The sequence below is a fragment of the Aeromonas sp. Y289-2 genome, from assembly GCF_027705925.1.
Lineage (GTDB): Bacteria > Pseudomonadota > Gammaproteobacteria > Enterobacterales > Aeromonadaceae > Aeromonas > Aeromonas veronii.
The window spans coordinates 129989-151360 of record NZ_JAPDCH010000006.1; the positions used below are offsets into that span (position 1 = coordinate 129989).

Genomic DNA, 21372 nt, shown 5'->3' on the forward strand with positions numbered 1-21372 from the left:
GGGTCGGATCCTTCAAATAGTGTGAAGCGGGGAGAAAACTCGGCGAGAAAATATCGCCGACAGATGGGAAATCATGATATCCCGTTTGCTGGTCTGACCGCCAGCATTCGACTCTCACTCCCAATCGGGGTAGAAGAGCGTTCCCGGCGTCTGTGCAGTTCAATGTGGTGAGGAGTGTCAAACGATGAAAGCATGGTTATTGCTGGCCTGTGTGTTGAGCCAGGGTGCCTGGGCGTTGGCCCCGTGCCAGAGCGACACGGCGGTGGGCAACTGGTGCGAGATCGGCATCGATGCCTTGCACCCGACCCAGGGGGGCGTCGGCCAGATCCAGGTCGATGAAACCCAGGCCACATTGGCGGACATGAGCGCAAAGCAGCTCGACAAGTTGATGAAAAAGAAAGAGATCCCCGTGGTGATTGCGCCGGATGGCAGCTACTGGCTGGTGGACAGGCACCATCTTACCAAGGCGCTGTGGCAGCAGGGCGTCAAGGATGCCCGGGTCAAGGTGATTGGCCGCCTGCAGGACAAGGCCAACTTCTGGAGCCAGATGCAGAACAACCACTGGGCCTGGCTCAAGGATGAGAAGGGGCAGCCGCTGACCCCGGAGCAGTTGCCGACCAGCATCGACAAGCTGCCTGATTACCCCTATCGCACCCTCGCCGGACTGCTGCAGAATGCGGGTTACTTTCGCAAGGATAAACAGGTCTATTTCGTCGAGTTTGCCTGGGCCAGCTGGCTCGGCAAGCAGATGCAGTGGATGCCGGTGGACAGCGCCAATCTGGCGGCCCGCCTGCAACAGGCCAAACGGCTTGCCTGCGGCAGCGATGCCAAGGATCTACCCGGTTATCCCGGCAAGCAGTGCAGCCTCAACCAGTCCAAAAGCGCGCAATGAGTGGATGTGCGATGAGGGCATCCAGAGCATGCCGGAGATAAAAGAGGGCGACCCCGGGGTCGCCCTTCTGCTGTCAGCTTGTTACTGCTGGCTGGCGGTGGTCACTCATGGCGCTCCGCCCAGTGGGCAGCCGCCTGCTCAAGCAGGGCGACGTCACCTTGCTGGATCAGCGGTAGCAGATCGTTGACCTGTTGATCCGGCCAATCCCACCAGGCGAGGGCCTGTAGCCGGGCAATCTCCTCCTCGCCAAAGCGCATCCGCACCACCCTGGCCGGGGTGCCCGCCACCATGGCATAGGGCGGCACATCCTGATTGACCAGCGAACGGGCGGCGATGATGGCGCCGTCGCCGATGGTGACGCCGGGCATGATCATTGCCTCCATGCCGATCCAGACATCGTTGCCGATGCGGGTATCGCCAGCGGGGCGGTAGCTGCGCTTGAGCGCCGCCAGATCGGCGAACGGATAGGTGCTGATGAAGGACGTGTTGTGGGTGTGGTTGCCGCCCATGATGATCTTTACCCCAGCGGCAATCTGCACATAGTCGCCGATATGGAGACGGTCGATATGCCAGAGTGGCTCCCAGCCGTTGTCCGGGCTGCGGCTGAAGGGATCGCCATGGAGGTAGCGCACCGCCACCTCTTCGAAGGGGCCATCCCAGGCACCCGAGTAGTAGCTGTGCTGCCCCTTGAGGCAGATATTGGGGTTGGTCACCGTCAGGTGCAGGTATTCGACCTGCGACCAGTGTTGGCAGGTGCTCATATTGGTACTCCTTTGCTGAATGGATCGGATGGGTTGCGTTCGCTTGAGCGCAGCTAATAGATCCAGACCAGCATGCGGGGCACGCAGAGCAGGGAGCAGCCCAGCATCTGCGGGAGGCGAGGTCGCATTGTGGTGTGCTCCAAAGAAGAGGGAAGGGCGCGATCATAAGGTCGGGCGCCGGGTTTGCCAAGGTTGCGCAGAGATCCTGCACTAACCCTCTGGTTGATATTTATTCTCAATTAGCCATGATAACACTCCCACCATGACGGACTCGGGAGAGCGAAATGACACCGCAAAGTTGGCAACGATACATGCTGGAGGCGGAGCGTGCCTGGCAGGCCGGTTCGCTGGGGGCGGCGATCTGCTTTTATCAGCAGGCGCTGGGGGATGTTTACGAGATGACCCAGGTCGAGTTGACCGAGCTGGCCACCATGCGAGTCGCCACCTGTCACCGGCTGGCCGACTTCTGGCGGGCGATGGATGAGCCGACTTACGAGCTGCGCTACCTGAAACTCGCCTCCGAGCTGGTGACGGCGCTGGTGCCACAATGCCCCAACCGGGAGTGCGAGGCGCTGATCAGCGAGCTGGGTTGCTGTCGTGGTGCCCTGCTCGCCTTTCTCAAGCGCCACCCCAATCCGGAAATTGCCCGGCTGATCCAGCTGCAGGACAAGGTGCAGGGCTGCGAGCTGATCGGCCGTTTTCGCCTCAACTGAACGGATGTGGGTGCGGCTCAGCCCCGCCGTTTGAGTTTCTGGGCGATGCGCTGCTGCGCCTCTTCCCCTTGCAGTGCTTGGGCGAAGGCGCGCGCTTCCAGATCGATGACAAAGTGCACCGCCTGTTTGAGCTCCTGTTTCAGCAGCGCCTTGCTCTTTTGCAGCGCTCTGGGCGGTTTGGCCGCCAGCTTCAGCCCCTGCTCGCGGGCAAGGGAGAGCAATCCATCGGCCGCCACCACCTTGTTGGCGAGCCCGAGTCGCAGCGCCTCCTCGGCATCAATCGCCTCGGCCAGCAGCAACAGCTCGGCTGCCTTGAGGTGCCCCACCAGACGCGGCAGCAGCAGGCTGGAGGCAAACTCCGGCACCAGCCCCAGCTCGACAAAGGGGAGCTGCAAGCGGGCGTTATCCGCCAGATAGACCAGATCGCAGTGCAGCAAAATGGTGGTGCCAATCCCCACCGCCGGGCCGCCAACAGCGGCGATCACGGGTTTGGGGAAATCCGCTAGGGTGTGGAGGAACTGCAGTATGGGGTCATCGGGCTCCAGCGCGCTTTTGCCCATGAAATCGGCCAGATCATTGCCCGCGGTAAAGCAATCTTGCTGCCCCTGCAACAGCAGGACATGCACCTCCTCATCGGCTGCCGCCTCTCGCAGCGCTGCCACCAGTTTCTTATAGAGCTCGGTATTGAGGGCGTTGCGCTTGTCGGGGCGGTTGAGGGTCAGGGTGAGCAAGCCATCCTGCTGCTCGGCAATGAGAATGGGGGCCATGTCTAAATCCTTGTTATTGAAAGGTGCAAAAAAGGTTGCCGCTGGGGTAACCTTGGCGCCGTTTAACAACATCATAAAAGGATTTCAACCATGTTTAAACGTGCGTTTTATTCTCTGCTGGTTCTGGGTATGACGGCGCCTGCACTGGCCAAGGTCGAGGCTGTCGACGGTTATGTGCGGCTGCTGCCGCCGGGCTCCCCCAACACTGCCGCCTTTATGGTGCTGAAGAATGACGCCGACCAGCCGGTCAAGCTGGTGGCGGCGGCTTCTGCGGCGGCGGGGCGTGCCGAGCTGCACACTCACCTGCACGAGAATGGTGTGATGAAGATGCGTCAGGTCGAGAATATCGAGATCCCGGCCAAGGGCGAGGCGGTGCTGAAACCGGGCAGCCTGCACATCATGTTGTTCGAGGTGGGCACGCTCTCCGAGCAGACCCCTTTCCCGCTCACCCTCACCATGGATGATGGTCAGCAGCTGGAGCTGTCACTGCCGGTGAAGCCGATTGAGCCGATGGCAGAGATGAAGCATATGAAGCACTGACATTTGTCGTCGTTTGTTCAGGATTGACGCTGGGTATTTTGGCTGCACCGAGTAAAATAGTGCTCTTTTCCATGTATGCAAGAGGAAGTGACGTAATGAAAAAGACGCTGATTGCCGGTTTTGTGCTGGCTCTGTGCAGCCAGAGTGCCATGGCCGCTGACGACTGGCGTTTTGCCGCCGGTGCCGACGTATGGGCCGCCAAGGGCAGTGGTCAGGCTTATGGCACCAGTGCTGATGGCAGCTATGACGACAGCTACAACTGGAACGGCTATCTGCAACTGGAACACGGCATCATCTTCCTGCCGAACGCCAAGTTTGAAGTCTCCGATTTCAGCACCTCCGGCGGCAACTTCAAAAACGATCTGACTGCCTACGATCTGAGCCTCTACTACCGTCTGTTCAACAACGATCTGTTCAAGATCGATCTGGGTATGACCGGCCGTCACTACGATGGCGAGCAGGTCTACTTCGGTCGCAAGGGTTATGACGAAGATACCCTGATGGCCTATGCCGGCAGCGAAGTGAAGATCCCGGGCTCCGGCATCGCCTTCTTCGGCGATCTGCGCACTCACGATGCGGACAACTATGACTACCGTCTGGGTGGTTCCTACAAGTTCTCCTCCATGCCGATCAAGCTGCGTGCCGGCTGGCGTGAAGCCAAGGTCGACTTCGCCAATATCGATCAGTCTGTCGATGGCTGGTTCATGGGCGGCGAATTCACTTTCTAATCTGACCGTCAACTGACGACGAGGAGCGATAATGGGCCACATCATAGTGACAGGTGCCGGTTCTGGTCTTGGCCGGGCGCTGACCATCGGACTGGTTGAGCGGGGCCATCAGGTCTCCATGATGGGGCGCCGTTATCAGCGACTGCAGGAGCAGGAGCTACTGCTCGGCAGCGCGGTGATCGGCATCGCCGCCGATCTGGCGCACCATGAAGAGGTCGACGTCGCCTTCGCCGCTGCGGTGGAGTGGGGCGGGCAGCCCGACATGGTGATCCACTGCGCCGGGGTGGGCGAGTTTGGCCCGGTCGGTGTCTACACCGCCGAGCAGATCCGCCGGGTGGTGGAGAGCAATCTCATCTCTACCATTCTGGTGGCCCAGCAGACGGTGCGGCTTATCGGGGAGAAAGGCGGAGTGCTGGCCAATGTGCTCTCCTCCGCCGCACAGGTGGGCAAGGCCAACGAGAGCCTCTACTGCGCCTCCAAATGGGGGATGCGCGGCTTTCTCGAATCCTTGCGCGCCGAGCTGAAAGGCTCGCCACTGCGGCTGGTCAACCTCTATCCGAGCGGGATCCGCAGCGAATTCTGGGACAACTCGGATCACGTGGACCCGAGTGGCTTCATGACCCCGGAAGATGCGGCGGCCTATATGCTCGACGCGCTGGAAGCCAGAAGCAGCTGCCACGTGACCGACCTCTTTATCGGTCGCAATCCCTGAGGCAACCCTTCATCCGGTTGCCGTCGTCAGCACACAGAAACAAAAAGCGCGCCAAATGGCGCGCTTTTCTATTCAGGTAAGGGGGCGGAATTAACGGCCCAGCTTGGCCTTGAGCATGGCGACGATGTCGCTGATGGCCACTTCCTGCTTCTCGCCGGTGCGGCGGCACTTGTACTCCACCACGCCGTTGTCCAGACCGCGATCGCCGATGACGATGGCGTGCGGGATACCCAGCAGTTCCATGTCGGCGAACATCACGCCCGGGCGCTCTTTACGGTCGTCGAACAGTACGTCCACACCGGCCGCTTTCAGCTCGGCGTAGAACTGCTGTGCCTGTTCGGCTACGCGCTCGGACTTGTGCATGTTCATCGGCACGATGGCCACTTCGAACGGGGCGATGGCGTCCGGCCAGATGATGCCGTACTGGTCGTTGTTCTGCTCGATGGCCGCAGCCACCAGACGGGAAACCCCGATACCGTAGCAACCCATCTCCATGGTGACGGATTTGCCAGCTTCGTTCAGCACGCTCGCCTTCATCGCTTCGGAGTACTTGGTACCCAGCTGGAAGATGTGGCCCACTTCAATACCGCGCTTGAGCAGCAGCTTGCCCTGGCCACACGGGCTCGGGTCGCCTTCTACCACGTTGCGCAGGTCGGCAACTTCATAGGTAGCGATGTCGCGATCCCAGTTGGCACCGGTCAGGTGGAAGCCGGTTTCGTTGGCGCCGCAGACGAAGTCCGCCAGATGGGCAGCGCTGCGATCGACGATGATGCGACCGGCAAAGCCGACCGGGCCGATGGAACCTGCATCGCAACCGGCGGCAGCTTTGATCTGCTCGTCGTTGGCGAAGGTCAGCGGGTTAGCCACGCCAGCCAGTTTCTCTGCCTTGATTTCGTTCAGCTCGTGGTCGCCACGCAGTACCAGCGCAATAACGGCCTGCTTGCCGTGCTCATCTTCCTCTGCCAGTACCAGCAGGGTTTTGGCGATGGCGGTCGGTGCCACGTTCAGGAAAGCGGCCACTTCGTCGATGGTGTGGACGTTCGGGGTGGCAACCTTGGTCAGGGCTGCGGTGGCGGCAGGGCGCTCACCAGCCGGTGCCAGTGCTTCGGCCATCTCGATGTTGGCGGCGTAATCGGAGCTGTCGGAGAAGGCGATCAAGTCTTCACCGCTCTCGGCCAGCACCTGGAATTCGTGGGAACCGGTACCCCCGATGGAGCCGGTATCGGCCTGCACCGGACGGAAGTTCAGACCCATGCGGGTGAACGCCTTGCAGTAGGCGGCGTGCATCTTCTCGTAGGTATCGACCAGAGACTCTTTGTCGATGTGGAAGGAGTAGGCATCCTTCATCAGGAATTCGCGGCCGCGCATCACGCCGAAACGGGGGCGCACTTCGTCGCGGAACTTGGTCTGGATCTGGTAGAGGTTGAGCGGCAGCTGCTTGTAGCTGTTCACTTCGTAACGTACCAGCGCAGTGATCACCTCTTCGTGGGTCGGGCCCAGCACGAAGGGACGGTTGTGACGGTCGGTCAGACGGCACAGCTCGGGACCGTAGTCATCCCAGCGGCCGGACTCCTGCCACAGCTCGGCGGGTTGTACCACCGGCATGGAGACTTCGACGGCACCAGCATTGTTCATCTCTTCGCGAACAATGTTCTCGATTTTCTTCAGTACCCGCAGACCGGTTGGCAACCAGGCATACATGCCGGAGGCCAGTTTACGGATCATCCCGGCGCGCAGCATCAGCTGGTGGCTGACAACTTCAGCGTCGGAGGGGGTTTCCTTGAGAGTGGAAAGCAGATATTGGCTGGTACGCATCGCGGTAGACCTTAGCTAGAACGGGCGCGGGGCCCAGGATAATTTCAAGGGCGGAATTTTAACAGGCTGGGCGTTGCGGCCCAAGGGCTAAATTTGCCGCAACCCGAAAGGTGGCCACCCCCGGCAGTTAGCCTAGGGCAATGACCATTGCAACAAGCAGGCTTTTTATGCCTGCAATTTGGCCGGATCTCCGCTAAACTCTGCCACCTTTTCTCGATGGGCATGGCTCTGCCGCGTTCATCACCCCCCATTTTTAGTACTTTTGGAGCCGCTCATGCCGTTAGTGGGACATCAACACCAGATCGAGATCCTGGAACTGACCGACAAAGGAGATGGCAAAGGACGCCTGTTCGATCGCCCCCTGTTTGTCGAAGGTCTGCTGCCCGGTGAGCAGGCGCTGGTGGAGCTGACCGAGGTCAAGCCGAACTATCTGCACGGCAAGGTTGCCGAGCTGCTCCAGCCCTCCGCCGATCGGGTTGCCGATTTCTGTCCCAACACCGAGTGCGGTGGCTGTCAGGTACGTCCGCTGGCCTATCCGGCCCAGCTCAAGCTCAAGCAGGCCTTGGTGCAGAGCGCACTGGAACAGGTCGGGCTGGGTGACACCCCGGTCAAGGATATCCTTGGCATGGAAAGCCCGTTCGCCTATCGCAACAAGGCGCAATATGCGGTGCGTGGCTGTGACGCCGGTGCCGAGATCGGTTTTTATCGCAAGCACTCCCACGATCTCATCCCCGCCGATGACTGTGCGGTGCAGGATCCGCTGCACGTGGAGCTCAACGCCCGGGTGCGCAACTGGATGCGCGCGCATGACATCGCCGCCTATGACGAAGTAAACCACAGCGGCTGCGTGCGTAACCTGATGACCCGTAAGGGCTTCAAGAGCGGCGAACTGATGGTGGTGCTGGTCACTTTGGGCGAGGAGTTACCGTTCGAAGCCGAACTGTTGGCAGCCCTGAGCGATCTACCGGTTACTACCCTGGTGCAGAACATCAACGATGAGCGCACCAACCGCATTCTGGGGGCCACCAACCGGGTACTGTTGGGCGAAGGGGTGATCCGCGACAAGATCCACGAACTCGAGTTCGAGATCTCGCCGCTCTCCTTCTTCCAGAACAACCCGACCCAGACCGATGTGCTCTACTCCAGCGCCCTCGAGTACGCCGAGCTGACCGGCAACGAGACAGTGTTCGACATCTATTGCGGTATCGGTACCATCTCCCTGTTCCTGGCTGGCAAGGCCGCCAAGGTGGTGGGGATCGAGTCGGTGGAGAGCGCCATCAGCGATGCCCGCCGCAACGCCGCCCTCAACGGTATCGAGCACACCGAATTCCACGTCGGCAAGGCCGAGCAGCTGATGCCCGAGCTGCACGCCCAGGGCGTGACCGCTGACGTGGTGGTGATGGATCCGCCTCGCAAAGGCTGTGACAAGGCCGTATTGCAGACCCTGGTCGCCATGGCGCCCCGCCGTCTGGTCTATGTCTCCTGCAACCCGCAGACCCTGGCCCGCGACCTCGCCTGGCTGGTCAAGCAAGGCTTCGTGCTGGACGAGGTGCAACCGGTCGATATGTTCCCGCACTCCATGCATGTGGAAGCGGTTGCCCGCCTGAGCTTGCCAGCGAAAGCGTAATCGGACATTGGCGCGGAGCGATTGACATGTTCCTCCTCCACGCCATGCACGTCGAAGCGGTTGCTCGCCTGAGCCAGCCCGCCAAGGCGTGAGTCATCGCCTGACACTCGCCCATAAAAAAACGACGCCAGCTGGCGTCGTTTTTTTATATGGGCAGAGATCCACTGTGACAAATCGTGAGTCATCCAGTGGTTAATTAGTTGCACACTTTGTAGTACACCTCATTCCACAGCAGCGTCTGCTTGAGCTCGGGGATGCGAGTGTGCTCGTCAATCACCACGAACTCGATACCCATGATGTCGGCGAAGGTGCGCAGCTGCGCTATGTCCACCGATTGGGTGAATACAGAGTGGTGGGCGGCCCCGGCCAGGATCCAGGCCTCGGCACTGGTCTGCAGGTCCGGCATGGGCTGCCACAGGGCGCTCGCCACCGGCAGTTTGGGCATGGCTTCTGGCAAGTCCACCACTTCCAGCTGATTGACCACCAGCCGGAAGCGGTTGCCCAGATCGATCAGGCTGGCGTTGACCGCCTTGCCGGCGGGGGCGGCAAACAGCAGGCGTGCCGGGTCGGCCTTCTTGCCTATGCCCAGATGCTGGGCATCCAGCACGGGTTTACCGGCGGCGATGGAGGGGCACACCTCCAGCATGTGGGCCCCCAGCACCAGGTTGTTGCCTGCCTCCAGGTGGTAGGTGTAGTCCTCCATGAAGGAGGTGCCGCCCACAAGACCGGCCCCCATCACCTTGAGGGTGCGCAGCAGGGCCGCGGTCTTCCAGTCCCCTTCCGCGCCGAAACCGAAGCCTTGCTGCATCAGGCGCTGGCAGGCGAGCCCCGGCAGCTGGTGCAGGCCGTGAAGGTCTTCAAAGGTGGTGGTAAAGGCGCCAAAACCGCCGTCGGTGAGGAATTTCTTCATCCCCAGCTCCTGGCGCGCCGCCTCATAGAGGGAGGCGCGCAGAGGCCCGCCCGCTTGCACCGCCTCAGTGAGGGTATAGGTTTCTTCGTATTCGACCAGCAGCGCCTCGATGTCGCTTGCGGGAATGGCGTCGATCACCTTCACCAGATCGCCGACCGGGTGGTAGTTCACCTGATAGCCGAACTGGATCTGGGCCTCAATCTTGTCGCCCTCGGTGACCGCCACGTTGCGCATGTTGTCGCCAAAGCGGGCGATCTTCAGGTGGCGACTGTCGTGAATGGCGGCGACGACCCGCATCCAGTTGCCCAGCTTGCGGTGGGCCTCTTCATCCTGCCAGTGGCCGACTACCACGGTGCGCGGCAGCCGCAGCCGGGCCCCCATGAAACCGAACTCGCGGCCGCCGTGGGCGGTCTGGTTCAGGTTCATGAAGTCCATGTCGATTTCGCTCCACGGTAGATCCCGGTTGAACTGGGTGTGGAACTGCAACAGGGGTTTTTGCAACTGGCTGAGTGCCGGGATCCACATCTTGGCGGGGGAGAAGGTGTGCATCCACACCATGAGCCCGATGCAGTGCTGGTCGTGATTGGCATCGCGGGCTACCGCGTTTATCTCGTCTAGGGTGGTGCCGGTGGGTTTGAGCACGATCTTGACCGGCAGGCCGGCGCGCTCGTTGAGCTGGCTGGTGATGGTGTGGGCGTGATCGGCCACCTGCTTCAGGGTGGCGGCGCCATATAGGTGCTGGCTGCCGACCAGGAACCACACTTCCAGCTGTTTCATCAATTCCATCTTGGTGTCCTCTGTTTATGCTTTTGTCTGGCCGTAATAGGCGTGCTTGCCATGCTTGCGCTGGTAGTGCTTCTCCAGCAGGTAATCGGGCAGGGGGCGTGCCCCCGGGTTTATCTGGCCGGTGAGCCAGGCCATGCGCGCCACCTCCTCCAGCACCACGGCGTTGTGCACCGCGTCTTCGGCACTCTTGCCCCAGCTGAAGGGGCCGTGGTTGGCCACCAGCACCCCCGGCATGGTGAGAATGGGGGTCTGCTTGAGGGTCTCGACGATGAGATGACCGGTCAGCCCCTCGTAATCCTCCTCCACTTCGCCCGGAGTGAGCAGGCGGGAGCAGGGGATTTCGCCGTGAAAGTAGTCGGCCTGGGTGGTGCCGAAAATGGGGATGGAGCGCCCCGCCTGGGCCCAGGCGGTGGCGTGGGTGGAGTGGGTGTGCACCACGCCGCCAAGCTCGGGATAGGCGCGATAGAGCACCAGGTGGGTGGCGGTGTCGGAGGAGGGGCGCAAGGTGCCTTCCACCTGCTTGCCGGCCAGATCCAGCACCACCATGTCTTCTAGCAGCATCCGCTCGTAACTGACGCCGCTTGGCTTTATCACCACCAAATTGCGCTCTCTGTCGATGCCGCTCACGTTGCCCCAGGTGAAGGTCACCAGCTCGTGGCGCGGCAGATCCAGGTTGGCGACGAGCACCTGCTCCTTGAGCATCTTGAGGTTCATGCCGGTACCCCCCGGTTGTAGAGCGGCTCGGCGGCGGCGCCCCAGGAAAGATAGCGCTGGTAGAGGCGTTCGTATTCGGCGACCCGCTCAGGGTTAGGCTGGTGGGTGCGCTCCACGGCGCTCGCCATGTGGCGCTGGGCCTTGGCCACATCGTCGTGGATCCCGGCCGCTACGGCGGCAAAGATGGCAGCCCCCAAGGCGCAGCACTGATCCGAGGCCACTACTTGAATGGGCCTGTTCATCACGTCGGCGCAGGTCTGCATCACGGTGGCCGACTTGCGGGCGATGCCGCCAAGGGCGATCACCTGCTCTACCGGCACCTGCTGGTGGGTCATGCACTCCATGATGCTGCGAGCCCCGAGGGCGGTGGAGGCCACCAGGGCACCAAAGAGATCGGGGGCATCGGTGCCGAGGTTGAGCCCGGTGACGGTGCCCTGCAGGCGCTGGTTGGCGTATGGGGTGCGGCGACCGTTGAACCAGTCGAGCACCACCGGTAGGTGGGCCAGATCGCGCTGCTGCTCCCAGGCGGCGGCGAGGCTTGGCAGCAGATCTCGCTTGTGGGCCTCGATGGCGGTGCGCAGCTCCGGATACTGGGCGGCGAGGCTCTCCAGCGGCCAGCTGAGCTGGCGCTGATACCAGGCATAGATGTCGCCGAATGCCGATTGTCCCGCCTCCAGCCCCACCATGCCCGGCACCACGCTGCCGTCCACCTGGCCACAAATCCCGGCAATGGTCCGATCGCCGATGGTGGCCTCGTCGGCGATCAGGATGTCGCAGGTGGAGGTACCGATCACCTTGACCAGCGCATTTTTGCTGGCCCCGGCCCCCACCGCCCCCATGTGGCAGTCAAAGGCGCCGCCGGCGATCACCACCTCGCAGGAGAGATGCAGCCGCTCCGCCCACTCGGGGGTCAGGGTGCCGACCGGCAGATCAGCGGTCCAGCTGTCGGTAAAGAGCGGGTAGTCGAGATCCTCGGTCAGCAGGGGATCCAGGGCATTAAGGAAGTCGGCGGGGGGCAGGCCGCCCCAGCTCGGGTGCCAGAGAGACTTGTGGCCGGCGGAGCAGCGCCCGCGCCGGATGTCGGCCGGGGCCTGGGTACCACTCAGGATGGCGGGAACCCAGTCGCACAGCTCGATCCAGTTGCAGGCGGCGGTGCGCACCGCCGCGTCACTTCGGGAGACGTGCAGGATCTTGGCCCAGAACCACTCGGAGGAGTAGACCCCGCCGATGTAGCGGCTGTAGTCGGGGAACTGGCCGCCGTGGCACAGCGCCGTGATGGCCTCCGCCTCCTCGATGGCGGTGTGATCCTTCCACAGTACGAACATGGCGTTGGGGTTGTCGGCAAATTCCGGACGCAGGGCCAGCACACGCCCCTGCGCATCGATGGGGGCTGGTGTCGAGCCTGTGCTGTCCACCCCGATGCCGCGCACGGCGGCGCGCTGACTCGGGGTGAGCTGGCTCACCACCGCCACCACCGCCTGCTCCATGGATTCCAGATAGTCGAGGGGGTGGTGGCGAAACTGGTTGGTGACCGGCTGACAGTAACGACCGGCCTGCCAGCGCGGGTAATAGACGACCTGGGTTGCCAGCTCGGCGCCGTCCTGGCAGCGCACGGCGAGTGCCCTGACCGAATCGCTGCCGAAATCGAGTCCGATGGTGATCTGCTCGGACCTGGGGTGCTCAGACATAAGTGCTCCTGACCATCAATGAGGGGTAACTGGTGAGGAACCATAGGAGATGGACCGGACGGGCAGTTAGCCATTGGCTGCTGGAAATATGGATTTAAACGCTATGCCGGCAAGAGGGTGACGGCCATCGAAGATCGGATATGTGATTATTTTGCTGAAAACATAGACAAAACGGCTGCAATTTCATGGCGTGATCCTGCTCTCCATTTTTCCATGTGAAAACGATTACAACTTGGTTCGCTCAACCAGCAACAACAATAACGTACTGTTTAAGCATGTTTTTATATGGCTGCGATTTGATTGACTCAATGAGCAGCACTGCGTGGATACATGGATTGATAGAACACCTGGAGACACTCGCATGAACAAAATCGTTAACAGCATGATCGCAATGGGGTTTGCCCTTGGTATGGCAAATTCTGCTTTCTCGGCCGAGGCGCTGAAGCTGGGCTACCTGGTCAAGCAGCCGGAGGAGCCATGGTTCCAGACCGAATGGAACTTCGCCGACAAGGCGGGCAAGGATCTCGGCTTCGAGGTGATCAAGATCGCCGTCCCCGATGGTGAGAAAACCCTCAATGCCATCGACAGCCTGGCGGCCAACGGCGCCAAGGGCTTCGTCATCTGCACCCCGGATCCCAAGCTCGGGGCCGCCATCATGGCCAAGGCCAACAGCATGGATCTGAAGGTCATCACGGTGGACGACCAGTTCGTCAACGCCAAGGGCCAGCCCATGGAGCAGGTGCCGCTGGTGATGATGGCTGCCACCAAGATTGGTGAACGCCAGGGCCAGGAGCTCTACAAGGAGATGCAAAAACGCCAGTGGGACGTGAAGGCGACCGGGGTGCTCGCCATCACCGCCGACGAGCTCGACACTGCCCGTCGCCGGGTCGAAGGTTCCCTGAGCGCGCTCAAGGCCGCCGGTTTCCCCGAAGGCCAGATCTACCGCTCACCCACCAAGGCCAACGACATTCCGGGGGCGCTGGATGCCGCCAACTCCATGCTGGTGCAGCACCCCGAGGTGAAGAACTGGCTCATCGTCGGCATGAATGACAACACAGTGCTGGGCGGCGTGCGCGCCACCGAAGGGCAGGGCTTCAAGGCCGAGAATGTCATCGGCATAGGCATCAACGGGGTGGATGCGGTGAACGAGCTCTCCAAGTCCAGCGCCACCGGCTTCTTGGGCTCCCTGTTGCCCAGCCCGGACGTGCACGGTTACAAGAGCATCCAGATGCTCCATGACTGGGTAGTCAACGGCGCCGAACCGGCCAAGTTCACCGAGGTGACCGACGTGGTGCTCATCACCCGCGACAACTTCAAGGTCGAGCTGCAGAAGAAAGGTCTGTGATTGACGCCATTTAAACCCTGACACCGAGACCGGCATGGCGAAGCACGCCATGCCGGTCGGCTGGAGTGAAACATGAATCAGTCAGTTCCTTATCTAGAGTTTTGTGGCATCAGCAAGGAGTTTCCCGGCGTCAAGGCGCTGAAGAACGTCTCCTTCTCCTGCCAGCATGGCACGGTGCACGCGCTGATGGGGGAAAACGGCGCAGGCAAGTCCACCCTGCTCAAGATCCTGAGCGGTTTCCAGTCGCCCACCACCGGGGTGGTGAAGCTGGCCGGCCAGGAGCGGGTCTTTCAGAGCACGGTCGATGCACTGGAGAGCGGGATCGCCATCATCTATCAGGAGTTGCACCTGGTGCCCGAGATGACGGTGGCCGAGAACATCTACCTCGGTCAACTGCCGACCCGGCGCGGGGTCATCGATCGGGAGAAGCTCTATCAGGATGCGGCTAAGCAGCTGGCGCGCCTCGGCATGGATGTCTCCCCCGAGACGCCGCTCAAGTACCTGTCGCTGGGGCAGTGGCAGATGGTGGAGATCGCCAAGGCCTTGACCCGGGATGCCAGCGTCATCGCCTTCGACGAGCCGACCAGCAGCCTGTCGTCCCGCGAGATCGAGCAGCTGTTTCGGGTCATCCGACAACTGCGTGACGAGGGCAAGGTCATTCTCTACGTCTCCCACCGGATGGACGAGATCTTCGCCCTGTGCGATGCCATCACGGTATTCAAGGATGGCCAGTTCGTGCGCACCTTCGCCTCCATGGCCGAGGTGGACCGGGATCTGCTGGTCAAGACCATGGTGGGGCGTGAGCTGACCGACATCTATGGCTACAGCCCAAGGCCGCTCGGCGAGGCGGGCCTCAAGGTAGATAACCTGATGGGACCAGGGCTCAAGGCACCGGTATCGTTCGAGGTCAAACGTGGGGAGATCCTCGGCATCTTCGGGCTGGTGGGAGCCGGGCGCAGCGAGCTGATGAAGCTCATCTTCGGCGCCAACAAGATGCACTGCGGCGAGATAGCGGTGTTCGGCAAGCCGGTGGTCATCGGCAGCCCCATCGACGCCATTCGCAGCGGCATCATGCTCTGTACCGAAGATCGCAAGGCGCTCGGCATCATCCCCATTCACTCAGTGCAGGAGAACATCAACATCAGTGCCCGCCGTCACCACGCGTGGGGGGGCTTCTGGATCAACCAGCAGTGGGAGGACGAGAACGCGAGGCTGCGGATCCGCGACATGCGGGTCAAGACCCCGTCTCCCCAGCAGGCCATCATGAACCTCTCTGGTGGCAACCAGCAGAAGGCCATTCTGGGGCGCTGGCTCTCCGAGGACATGAAGGTCATCTTGCTCGACGAGCCGACCCGCGGCATCGACGTCGGGGCAAAGAACGAGATTTACAACGTGATTTACGATCTGGCCAAGGTGGGCATCGCCGTGGTGGTGGTATCGAGCGAGCTGCCGGAAGTGCTGGGCATCGCGGACCGGATCATGGTCATGCGGGAGGGGGAGATCGCCGGCGAGCTTTCCCACGATGAGGCCAACGAGGTCAAGGCGCTCAATCTGGCCATGCCGGCCCGTTGATCTGCTGACCGCAACGAGATAGCACCCGGAATTATCAGGAGAAATACCATGACAACTACTACCTCAGTCGGCCAGGCCGCCAGCGCCGCGACTGCCAGCGGCTCCCGCCTGCAACTGGCCCGCGTCTGGGATCAATACGGCATGCTGGTGATCTTCGCCATCCTGTTCCTGCTGGCCTGCGTGCTGGTACCCAACTTCGCCAGCCTGATCAACATGCGCGGGCTCGGGCTCGCCGTCTCTATGTCGGGCATGGTGGCCTGCGGCATGCTGTTCTGCCTCGCCTCCGGCGAGTTCGACATGTCGGTGGGCTCAGTGGTTGCCTGCTCCGGCGTCGCCTGCGCGGTGGGCATCAACGCCACCGAGAGCATCACGGTGGGCATCCTGGCCGGCATGTCGGTGGGGGTGTTGTTTGGCCTCATCAACGGCATCGTGGTGGCCAAATTCAAGATCAACGCCCTTATCACCACTCTCGCTACAATGCAGATGGCGCGCGGGGTGGGTTACATCATCTCCGACGGCAAGGCGGTGGGCATCGTCGAGGAGCGTTTCTTCGAGCTCGGCAACTCCGCTCTGCTCGGCATCCCGACCCCGGTCTGGCTGACCGCCGTCTGCTTCGTGCTGTTCGGCCTGCTGCTCAACAAGACCACCTTCGGTCGCAACACCCTAGCTATGGGGGGCAATGAGGAGGCGGCGCGTCTGGCCGGGGTCAACGTGGTGCGCACCAAGATCATCATCTTCACCATGACCGGGCTGATTGCCTCCATCGCCGGCATCATACTCGCCTCGCGCATGACCTCGGGTCAGCCGATGACCTCCATTGGCTTCGAGCTGGTGGTGATCTCCGCCTGCGTGCTGGGAGGGGTTTCCATGAAGGGGGGGATCGGCAAGATCTCCTACATCATCGCCGGGGTGCTGATCCTGGGGCTGATGGAGAACGCCATGAACCTGCTCAACATATCCCCGTTTGCTCAGTACGTGGTGCGTGGCCTCATCCTGCTCGCCGCCGTGCTGTTCGACCGCTACAAACAGGTCCGCAAGGCGCGCATCTGATCCTGTCCAACCGGTGCAGGCCCGCGTGCTGCGTGCCTGCAGAGGGTTACCCCATGGCTTACGACACATCCCGTTGTGAGCCAGTTCACCAATTTCACACGGCGCCACGCGCCGGATAGCGCGTTCCCAAGGTGAGTCTTTACAATGGCCCAAGCCGATTTTTTTACCCAAGCGCTGTTTTCCGCCATGTCCTCGATGCAAAAAGAGAAGCCGAAACAACTCAACCCCCTGCTGCCGGGCTATGCCTTCGACGTCTTCCTGGTCTCGGGCATGACCCCCATAGAGCAAGGGAGCGCCCTCGACTTCATCATCGACCGGCCCCAGGGTATGAAAGGTTTCATCGTCAACCTGACCATCAGGGGCAAGGGGCAGATCTTTCAGGGGGATCATGCCTTCACCGTGGAGCCCGGCGACCTGCTGCTGTTCCCGCCCGCGGCCGTGCACTATTACGGCCGGGCGCCGGATGCCCGAGAGTGGTATCACCGCTGGGTCTATTTCCGGCCGCGGGCCTACTGGGCCGACTGGCTCAAGTGGCCTCAGGTGACGGAGCGGGTGGGGCGATTGCAACTGGCTGACAGCCAGCTGCTCGCCGAATTTGACGCCCTCTTCCTCGACATCGAAGAGACCCACCAGCAGCTCAGACCCATGTCGGAGCAGCTCGCCATGAACCTGCTGGAGCGGCTGCTCATCCGCTGTTACGAGGCTTCCTCCCTCAGTGCCTACCCCACCATAGATCACAGAGTTCACCAGGCGTGCCAGATCTTGAGCGAGTCGCTCTGCGCCGAGATCTCGGTGGAGGAGCTGGCGGAGCAGGTCTTCTTGTCCCCCTCGCGGTTGGCCCACCTGTTCCGCGAGCAGGTGGGGGTGAGCATAGTGCGCTGGCGGGAAGATCAGCGGATCATGCGGGCCAAACTTCTGCTTCAAACTACCCCCTTGTCGGTGGCAACCATAGGACAGCAGGTAGGCTATGACGATCAGCTCTATTTCTCGCGAGTGTTCAAAAAACGGGTGGGGGCCAGTCCTTCAGAATATCGGAAATGTGCTACTCCGTTATGACATCAGGTTTCAGCTAGATTGCGAAGATTCAAAAATAGACTCAACACTTTCTTTCGCGGTGGGCTGCAATGTGAAACGACGCCAGCTGGCGTCGTTTTTTTATCTCTGCAATCGGCGGATGGCCGATTAGCTGGCGCTCTGGCGCACCTCGGCGGCGATTTGGTCGAGCAGCTGTTGCCAGCCCTGACCCAGCTCGTTCACCAGCGCGTTGTAGCCATCGGCCGGCAGTACCCGCTCCTGACGGAAGGGAGCATCGCGCAGCACGGTGCCATCTTCCGCCAGCAGGCGCCAGCGACAGCTCAGCACGGCGCTGCCGTCATGACGGCCCTGAAAGCGCTCCACCAGAATGGTCAGCACCGGCCCCTTGCGGGCGCCATCCTGCCGCACCACCCAGCCTGGCAGGCGGGTGGAGAGGCCATTGAGGGTGAGCTGGTTGAGCTGATCGTCCAGCGCACCGGCCCAGCGATGGTACTCGGTGAAGTGCAGCTCTTGCCCTTCCAGCTGATAGACCAGACTGATCCGGTCGAGCTGGCTGGCCAGCGCCACCGGGCGCAGCACCAGCTGGTGCTGCGGTTGGGCAGGTGCCGTCACGGGTTGCTGGTTGTCGGCATCGAGCGAGTAGTAGTGCAGACTTGGCTGGCTGCTGCAACCCGCCAGCAGGCCCAGCAGGGCCAGCGTCAGGATCTCTTTTTTCATTGTTTGCCTCGCTTGGGCTCAGGGTCCGATGGATGCGCGCGATCGAAGATCAGCGAGCTGGGCTGCTCGTTGAGGGAGTGCACCAGCGGCTGCAGTTCGCGCATCAACTGATTGAGGGTCTGCACCGACTGGCGCAGGTCCTGATTGGTCTGCGACTGGGCATCATAGGCCTGCAAGGTCTCCTGCAACTGCTTGAGGCTCTCGTTGAGCGAGGCGGGCAGCTGCTGGGTGGAATCCTTGGCGGTGAGCTTGTTCAGGTTGGCGCTGACTGCACTGATGTTCTTCAGGGTGCCATCCAGGGTGGTGAGTGACCCGTTGACCTTGGTCAGGGTGGTTGCCATGTCCATGTCGACAAACTTGTCGAGGATGAGGTTCACCTTGCGCTCGATCTGATCCAGCCCGCCCTGCACGGTGGGGAAGACCTGATAACCGGCCAGCTTGGCCTGCTCGAAACGTGGTGCGTCCGGATAGAAGTTGAGATCGATGATCTTGCCGCCGGTCAGCAGGCTCGAGGTCTTGAGGCTGGCACGCAACCCCTCCTTGAACTGCTTGCCGAACAGGGCTCGCCATTGATCCTTCTCCGCCTTGGCATAGCGGTGGGAGAGGCGCTGCACCTCGATGCGAGCCAGCACCGGGATCTGGCGGCTTTTGAAGATCTGCACGCCCTTGTCCTCGATGAGGTAGGGGGCGGAGATGACGGTACCGACCCGAATGCCGCGATACTGCACCGCCGCGCCCGGGTGCAGGCCACCCACGTTGTCATCGAACAGGAAGACGTAGTCGATGAACTGATCCAGACTACCGGCCAGCACGCTCGCCTCATCCTGGAACAGGGTGAACCCTTCCATCTGTTTGACCGGTTCGCCAGGCGCCCAGCCGGGTGGCAGACCCATGGTGATGCCGCCATCGATCAGGCTCTCCAGCGAATCCATCTTCACCTTCATCCCCTCGCTGCTCATGGAGACCTCGAAGCCCGGGGTCATCCAGAAGCGGGAGTTGCTGCTCACCAGAATGTCATAGGGGGCGTGGATGAAGATTTGATACTGCATCTCGCTCTTTTCCGGCAGGAACTTCGCCTCTTCCACCTGACCTATGGTGAAGCCCTGATAGTTGATCGGGGAGCCTTCCCCAAGCGCGCGAGTGTCGCGACTGCTGAGGGTTAGACGCAGCCCCTTGGCATCGAGGGAGGCGAGCGGCGGTTTGTCGAGCATGGCGTACTCGTCCCGCGCCCGACCTTTCTTGCCGGGGGCGAGCTCGATATAGGCGCCGGAGAGCAGGGTGCTCAGACCCGATACCCCTTCACGGCCCACTCTGGGCTTGACCACCCAGAACTGGCTGTCACCGCGCAGCATGCCGGAGGCAGCATTGGTCAGCCGTCCTTTCAGCACGGCATGGCTGTAGTCATCGCTCAGCTCGACGGCCTCGATGCGGCCGACGTCCACTTCGCGGGAGCGGATCACCGTCTTGCCAGCGACTATGCCCTCGGCAGTGGCGACTGTCAGGGTGAAGCTTGGGCCCTGGGAGTACCAGTGCTGGAACAGCATCCAGAGACCGATGAACAGCGCCAGCAGGGGCACCATCCAGATTGCGGCGGCAGAGCTCAGAAAGTCAGAGCCCGGTTTCCACCTTTTTTTACGCTCACTCACGTTCGCGTTCTCCTTGTTGTAAATCCCAGATCAGGCGGGAGTCGAAACTCATGGCGGCGACCATGGTGATCAGCACCACACCTGCAAATGCGACGGCCGCAGGGCCGGGATAGATGGTCATCAGATTGTCGAGCCGGATCAGGCCCGCCAGAATGGCCACCACGAAGACGTCGATCATCGACCAGCGTCCGACAAATTCGGTCATGCGATAGAGTTTGAGCTTGCCGAGGGGGGAGGTGACATTGCCGCGCTGCACCATATAGCAAAGCCAGAATAGCGCCAGTATTTTCACCAGCGGCACCACCACGCTGGCGAAAAAGATCACCGCCGCTATGGGGTAGGAGCCCATTGCCCAGAGCAGCACCACACCGCCGAGGATGGTGGAGGGGCTGTCATCACCGAGAAACACCGTATCCATGATGGGATAGACGTTGGCCGGAATGTAGAGAATGGCGGAGGTAAACAGCAGCGCCCAGGTGCGGTTCAGGCCGCCCGGCTTGCGCGCATGCAGCTTGCCGCCGCAGCGGGAGCAGCTGTGGCTGCCCACCTCGCTCAGAGCGCCACAGATATGGCAGCCCACCAGGCCTGATTCCAGCGCGCCCGCTTCCGGGTCGATCTCCCGCGACTCGGTAGGGCCGAACAGCCGCTGCCACAGCCACATCTGATCCAGCGAGGAGATCATCTTGATGAGCAGCACCGTGTAGCCGACGAAAGCCCAGAATGACAGCCCCATCTTGATGTCGGCCATCCCCATCAGCTTGACCAGCGAGATGAGCACCCCCACCAGAAAGACATCCACCATCAGCCAGGGTTTGATCCGGCAGAGCAGACGGCCGAGGGAGCGCAGGGCATTGCTGTGCAGATCTTTATCGACCCGCCACAGCACCAGCATGATGGATCCCATATAAACCAGTGGCAGGCCGATCAGGGTCAGGCTCAGTACCGCGCCGAGAAACAGATAGCCCTCATCCACCAGGGTGGTGATGCTCTGCAAAAAGGTCATCTCCTGACCCACCCCTTTGGCCGAGAAGGACATAAAGGTAAAGGCATTGGCGAGCACGAACATGATAAGTGCCGCGAACCCGTAGGAGAGCGGCCGCAACTCCTGCTGTGGCAGGTGGCGACTCAGGGTGTGTCCGCAACGGGGGCAGCAGCTGGCCTGTCCCACCTCGAGCGGTGTGGCCGGTATCAGCAGGTCACACTCTTCGCAGGCAGTGGCATCATGGACATAGGTGGTGTGGTGTTGGTGTGAAACCGGATGCAAGATAAAACCCCAGATAAGGCCCGTGGTAGAGCCAGAGCTGGCGATTATCGCAGTTGTGCTGGTCAGCGACCAGCCCCCGGAGGCCGCTAT

General features: G+C 61.5%; 19 protein-coding genes. 10 read left to right on the forward strand and 9 right to left on the reverse strand.

Translation table 11 applies throughout. The annotated features are described in order from the left end of the window. Window positions 1-184 precede the first annotated feature (184 nt). Entirely contained in the window at window positions 185-892 is a 708-nt protein-coding gene (locus tag OKC43_RS11295; protein WP_236272609.1) for a ParB-like protein, read from the forward strand. 101 nt (window positions 893-993) lie between these two features. On the opposite strand, the gene OKC43_RS11300 is transcribed toward OKC43_RS11295, so the two are convergent. Beyond that, window positions 994-1653 (reverse strand): CatB-related O-acetyltransferase, encoded by a 660-nt coding sequence (locus tag OKC43_RS11300; protein ID WP_236272610.1) that lies wholly within the window; start codon window positions 1651-1653, stop codon window positions 994-996. A 284-nt stretch (window positions 1654-1937) separates the two neighbouring features. Here OKC43_RS11300 and OKC43_RS11305 point away from each other — a divergent pair, with 284 nt between their 5' ends. Next, window positions 1938-2366, forward strand: a complete 429-nt coding sequence (locus tag OKC43_RS11305; RefSeq protein ID WP_005335785.1) for a DUF2753 family protein — start codon at window positions 1938-1940, stop codon at window positions 2364-2366. 17 nt (window positions 2367-2383) lie between these two features. Here the strand turns inward: OKC43_RS11305 and OKC43_RS11310 are convergent, their stop codons facing one another. Next, complete coding sequence (locus OKC43_RS11310) at window positions 2384-3133, reverse strand: enoyl-CoA hydratase-related protein (RefSeq protein ID WP_236272612.1); 750 nt, start codon at window positions 3131-3133, stop codon at window positions 2384-2386. 90 nt (window positions 3134-3223) lie between these two features. On the opposite strand from OKC43_RS11310, the gene OKC43_RS11315 reads away from it, so the two are divergent. The 3 genes from OKC43_RS11315 (at window position 3224) to OKC43_RS11325 (ending at window position 5113) form a co-directional block, all read left to right on the forward strand. Next, a complete protein-coding gene (locus tag OKC43_RS11315) occupies window positions 3224-3673 on the forward strand; it encodes a copper chaperone PCu(A)C (protein ID WP_111900228.1) in 450 nt (149 codons plus the stop codon). Between the two features lie 95 nt (window positions 3674-3768). Then, a complete protein-coding gene (locus OKC43_RS11320) occupies window positions 3769-4401 on the forward strand; it encodes a TIGR04219 family outer membrane beta-barrel protein (RefSeq protein ID WP_236272613.1) in 633 nt (210 codons plus the stop codon). Between the two features lie 31 nt (window positions 4402-4432). Continuing rightward, entirely contained in the window at window positions 4433-5113 is a 681-nt protein-coding gene (locus tag OKC43_RS11325; RefSeq protein ID WP_108541256.1) for an SDR family oxidoreductase, read from the forward strand. Window positions 5114-5203: 90 nt separating this feature from the next. Here the strand turns inward: OKC43_RS11325 and OKC43_RS11330 are convergent, their stop codons facing one another. Then, window positions 5204-6928 carry a proline--tRNA ligase gene (locus tag OKC43_RS11330; RefSeq protein WP_236272614.1) on the reverse strand — a complete coding sequence of 575 codons (1725 nt, stop codon included), beginning with the start codon at window positions 6926-6928 and terminating at the stop codon, window positions 5204-5206. Window positions 6929-7202: 274 nt separating this feature from the next. Here OKC43_RS11330 and rlmD point away from each other — a divergent pair, with 274 nt between their 5' ends. Next, window positions 7203-8555 (forward strand): 23S rRNA (uracil(1939)-C(5))-methyltransferase RlmD, encoded by a 1353-nt coding sequence (gene rlmD / locus OKC43_RS11335; protein ID WP_139429745.1) that lies wholly within the window; start codon window positions 7203-7205, stop codon window positions 8553-8555. A 196-nt stretch (window positions 8556-8751) separates the two neighbouring features. Here the strand turns inward: rlmD and araA are convergent, their stop codons facing one another. Genes araA through OKC43_RS11350 form a run of 3 tightly spaced genes read right to left on the reverse strand, consistent with a single transcriptional unit; the run spans window position 8752 to window position 12653 of the window. Beyond that, window positions 8752-10251 carry an L-arabinose isomerase gene (gene araA, locus OKC43_RS11340; protein WP_236272615.1) on the reverse strand — a complete coding sequence of 500 codons (1500 nt, stop codon included), beginning with the start codon at window positions 10249-10251 and terminating at the stop codon, window positions 8752-8754. Between the two features lie 15 nt (window positions 10252-10266). Next, a complete protein-coding gene (locus tag OKC43_RS11345) occupies window positions 10267-10965 on the reverse strand; it encodes an L-ribulose-5-phosphate 4-epimerase (RefSeq protein WP_236272616.1) in 699 nt (232 codons plus the stop codon). Continuing rightward, a complete protein-coding gene (locus OKC43_RS11350; protein WP_270659244.1) occupies window positions 10962-12653 on the reverse strand; it encodes a ribulokinase in 1692 nt (563 codons plus the stop codon). Before OKC43_RS11350 ends, OKC43_RS11345 begins: the two co-directional genes overlap by 4 nt. Before the next feature lie 361 nt (window positions 12654-13014). Here OKC43_RS11350 and OKC43_RS11355 point away from each other — a divergent pair, with 361 nt between their 5' ends. The 4 genes from OKC43_RS11355 to araC all read left to right on the forward strand — a co-directional run bounded on the left by OKC43_RS11355 (window position 13015) and on the right by araC (window position 17676). After that, complete coding sequence (locus OKC43_RS11355) at window positions 13015-13998, forward strand: arabinose ABC transporter substrate-binding protein (protein ID WP_011705778.1); 984 nt, start codon at window positions 13015-13017, stop codon at window positions 13996-13998. Window positions 13999-14070: 72 nt separating this feature from the next. Next, complete coding sequence (araG, locus tag OKC43_RS11360; protein ID WP_042081552.1) at window positions 14071-15570, forward strand: L-arabinose ABC transporter ATP-binding protein AraG; 1500 nt, start codon at window positions 14071-14073, stop codon at window positions 15568-15570. Between the two features lie 48 nt (window positions 15571-15618). Next, a complete protein-coding gene (gene araH, locus OKC43_RS11365; RefSeq protein ID WP_029303215.1) occupies window positions 15619-16620 on the forward strand; it encodes an L-arabinose ABC transporter permease AraH in 1002 nt (333 codons plus the stop codon). A gap of 144 nt (window positions 16621-16764) precedes the next feature. Then, window positions 16765-17676 carry an arabinose operon transcriptional regulator AraC gene (araC, locus tag OKC43_RS11370; RefSeq protein WP_409010836.1) on the forward strand — a complete coding sequence of 304 codons (912 nt, stop codon included), beginning with the start codon at window positions 16765-16767 and terminating at the stop codon, window positions 17674-17676. A gap of 126 nt (window positions 17677-17802) precedes the next feature. Here the strand turns inward: araC and OKC43_RS11375 are convergent, their stop codons facing one another. From OKC43_RS11375 to OKC43_RS11385, 3 genes are read right to left on the reverse strand one after another with little or no spacing between them, the layout of a single operon-like run. Beyond that, the gene (locus OKC43_RS11375; protein ID WP_236272710.1) at window positions 17803-18372 is read right to left on the reverse strand and encodes a PqiC family protein; all 570 of its coding nucleotides are present in this window, start codon (window positions 18370-18372) and stop codon (window positions 17803-17805) included. Beyond that, window positions 18369-20018, reverse strand: a complete 1650-nt coding sequence (gene pqiB, locus OKC43_RS11380; protein ID WP_005335774.1) for an intermembrane transport protein PqiB — start codon at window positions 20016-20018, stop codon at window positions 18369-18371. The genes OKC43_RS11375 and pqiB overlap by 4 nt, the downstream gene beginning before the upstream one ends. Beyond that, window positions 20011-21282 (reverse strand): paraquat-inducible protein A, encoded by a 1272-nt coding sequence (locus OKC43_RS11385; protein ID WP_236272711.1) that lies wholly within the window; start codon window positions 21280-21282, stop codon window positions 20011-20013. The genes pqiB and OKC43_RS11385 overlap by 8 nt, the downstream gene beginning before the upstream one ends. Between the last annotated feature and the right edge of the window lie 90 nt (window positions 21283-21372).

Bases quoted from the DNA above. Each gene is read 5' to 3' on its own strand.
- OKC43_RS11295 (WP_236272609.1), top strand. From the start codon at position 185: ATGAAAGCATGGTTATTGCTGGCCTGTGTGTTGAGCCAGGGTGCCTGG.
- OKC43_RS11300 (WP_236272610.1), bottom strand. From the start codon at position 1,653: ATGAGCACCTGCCAACACTGGTCGCAGGTCGAATACCTGCACCTGACG.
- OKC43_RS11305 (WP_005335785.1), top strand. From the start codon at position 1,938: ATGACACCGCAAAGTTGGCAACGATACATGCTGGAGGCGGAGCGTGCC.
- OKC43_RS11310 (WP_236272612.1), bottom strand. From the start codon at position 3,133: ATGGCCCCCATTCTCATTGCCGAGCAGCAGGATGGCTTGCTCACCCTG.
- OKC43_RS11315 (WP_111900228.1), top strand. From the start codon at position 3,224: ATGTTTAAACGTGCGTTTTATTCTCTGCTGGTTCTGGGTATGACGGCG.
- OKC43_RS11320 (WP_236272613.1), top strand. From the start codon at position 3,769: ATGAAAAAGACGCTGATTGCCGGTTTTGTGCTGGCTCTGTGCAGCCAG.
- OKC43_RS11325 (WP_108541256.1), top strand. From the start codon at position 4,433: ATGGGCCACATCATAGTGACAGGTGCCGGTTCTGGTCTTGGCCGGGCG.
- OKC43_RS11330 (WP_236272614.1), bottom strand. From the start codon at position 6,928: ATGCGTACCAGCCAATATCTGCTTTCCACTCTCAAGGAAACCCCCTCC.
- rlmD (WP_139429745.1), top strand. From the start codon at position 7,203: ATGCCGTTAGTGGGACATCAACACCAGATCGAGATCCTGGAACTGACC.
- araA (WP_236272615.1), bottom strand. From the start codon at position 10,251: ATGGAATTGATGAAACAGCTGGAAGTGTGGTTCCTGGTCGGCAGCCAG.
- OKC43_RS11345 (WP_236272616.1), bottom strand. From the start codon at position 10,965: ATGAACCTCAAGATGCTCAAGGAGCAGGTGCTCGTCGCCAACCTGGAT.
- OKC43_RS11350 (WP_270659244.1), bottom strand. From the start codon at position 12,653: ATGTCTGAGCACCCCAGGTCCGAGCAGATCACCATCGGACTCGATTTC.
- OKC43_RS11355 (WP_011705778.1), top strand. From the start codon at position 13,015: ATGAACAAAATCGTTAACAGCATGATCGCAATGGGGTTTGCCCTTGGT.
- araG (WP_042081552.1), top strand. From the start codon at position 14,071: ATGAATCAGTCAGTTCCTTATCTAGAGTTTTGTGGCATCAGCAAGGAG.
- araH (WP_029303215.1), top strand. From the start codon at position 15,619: ATGACAACTACTACCTCAGTCGGCCAGGCCGCCAGCGCCGCGACTGCC.
- araC (WP_409010836.1), top strand. From the start codon at position 16,765: ATGGCCCAAGCCGATTTTTTTACCCAAGCGCTGTTTTCCGCCATGTCC.
- OKC43_RS11375 (WP_236272710.1), bottom strand. From the start codon at position 18,372: ATGAAAAAAGAGATCCTGACGCTGGCCCTGCTGGGCCTGCTGGCGGGT.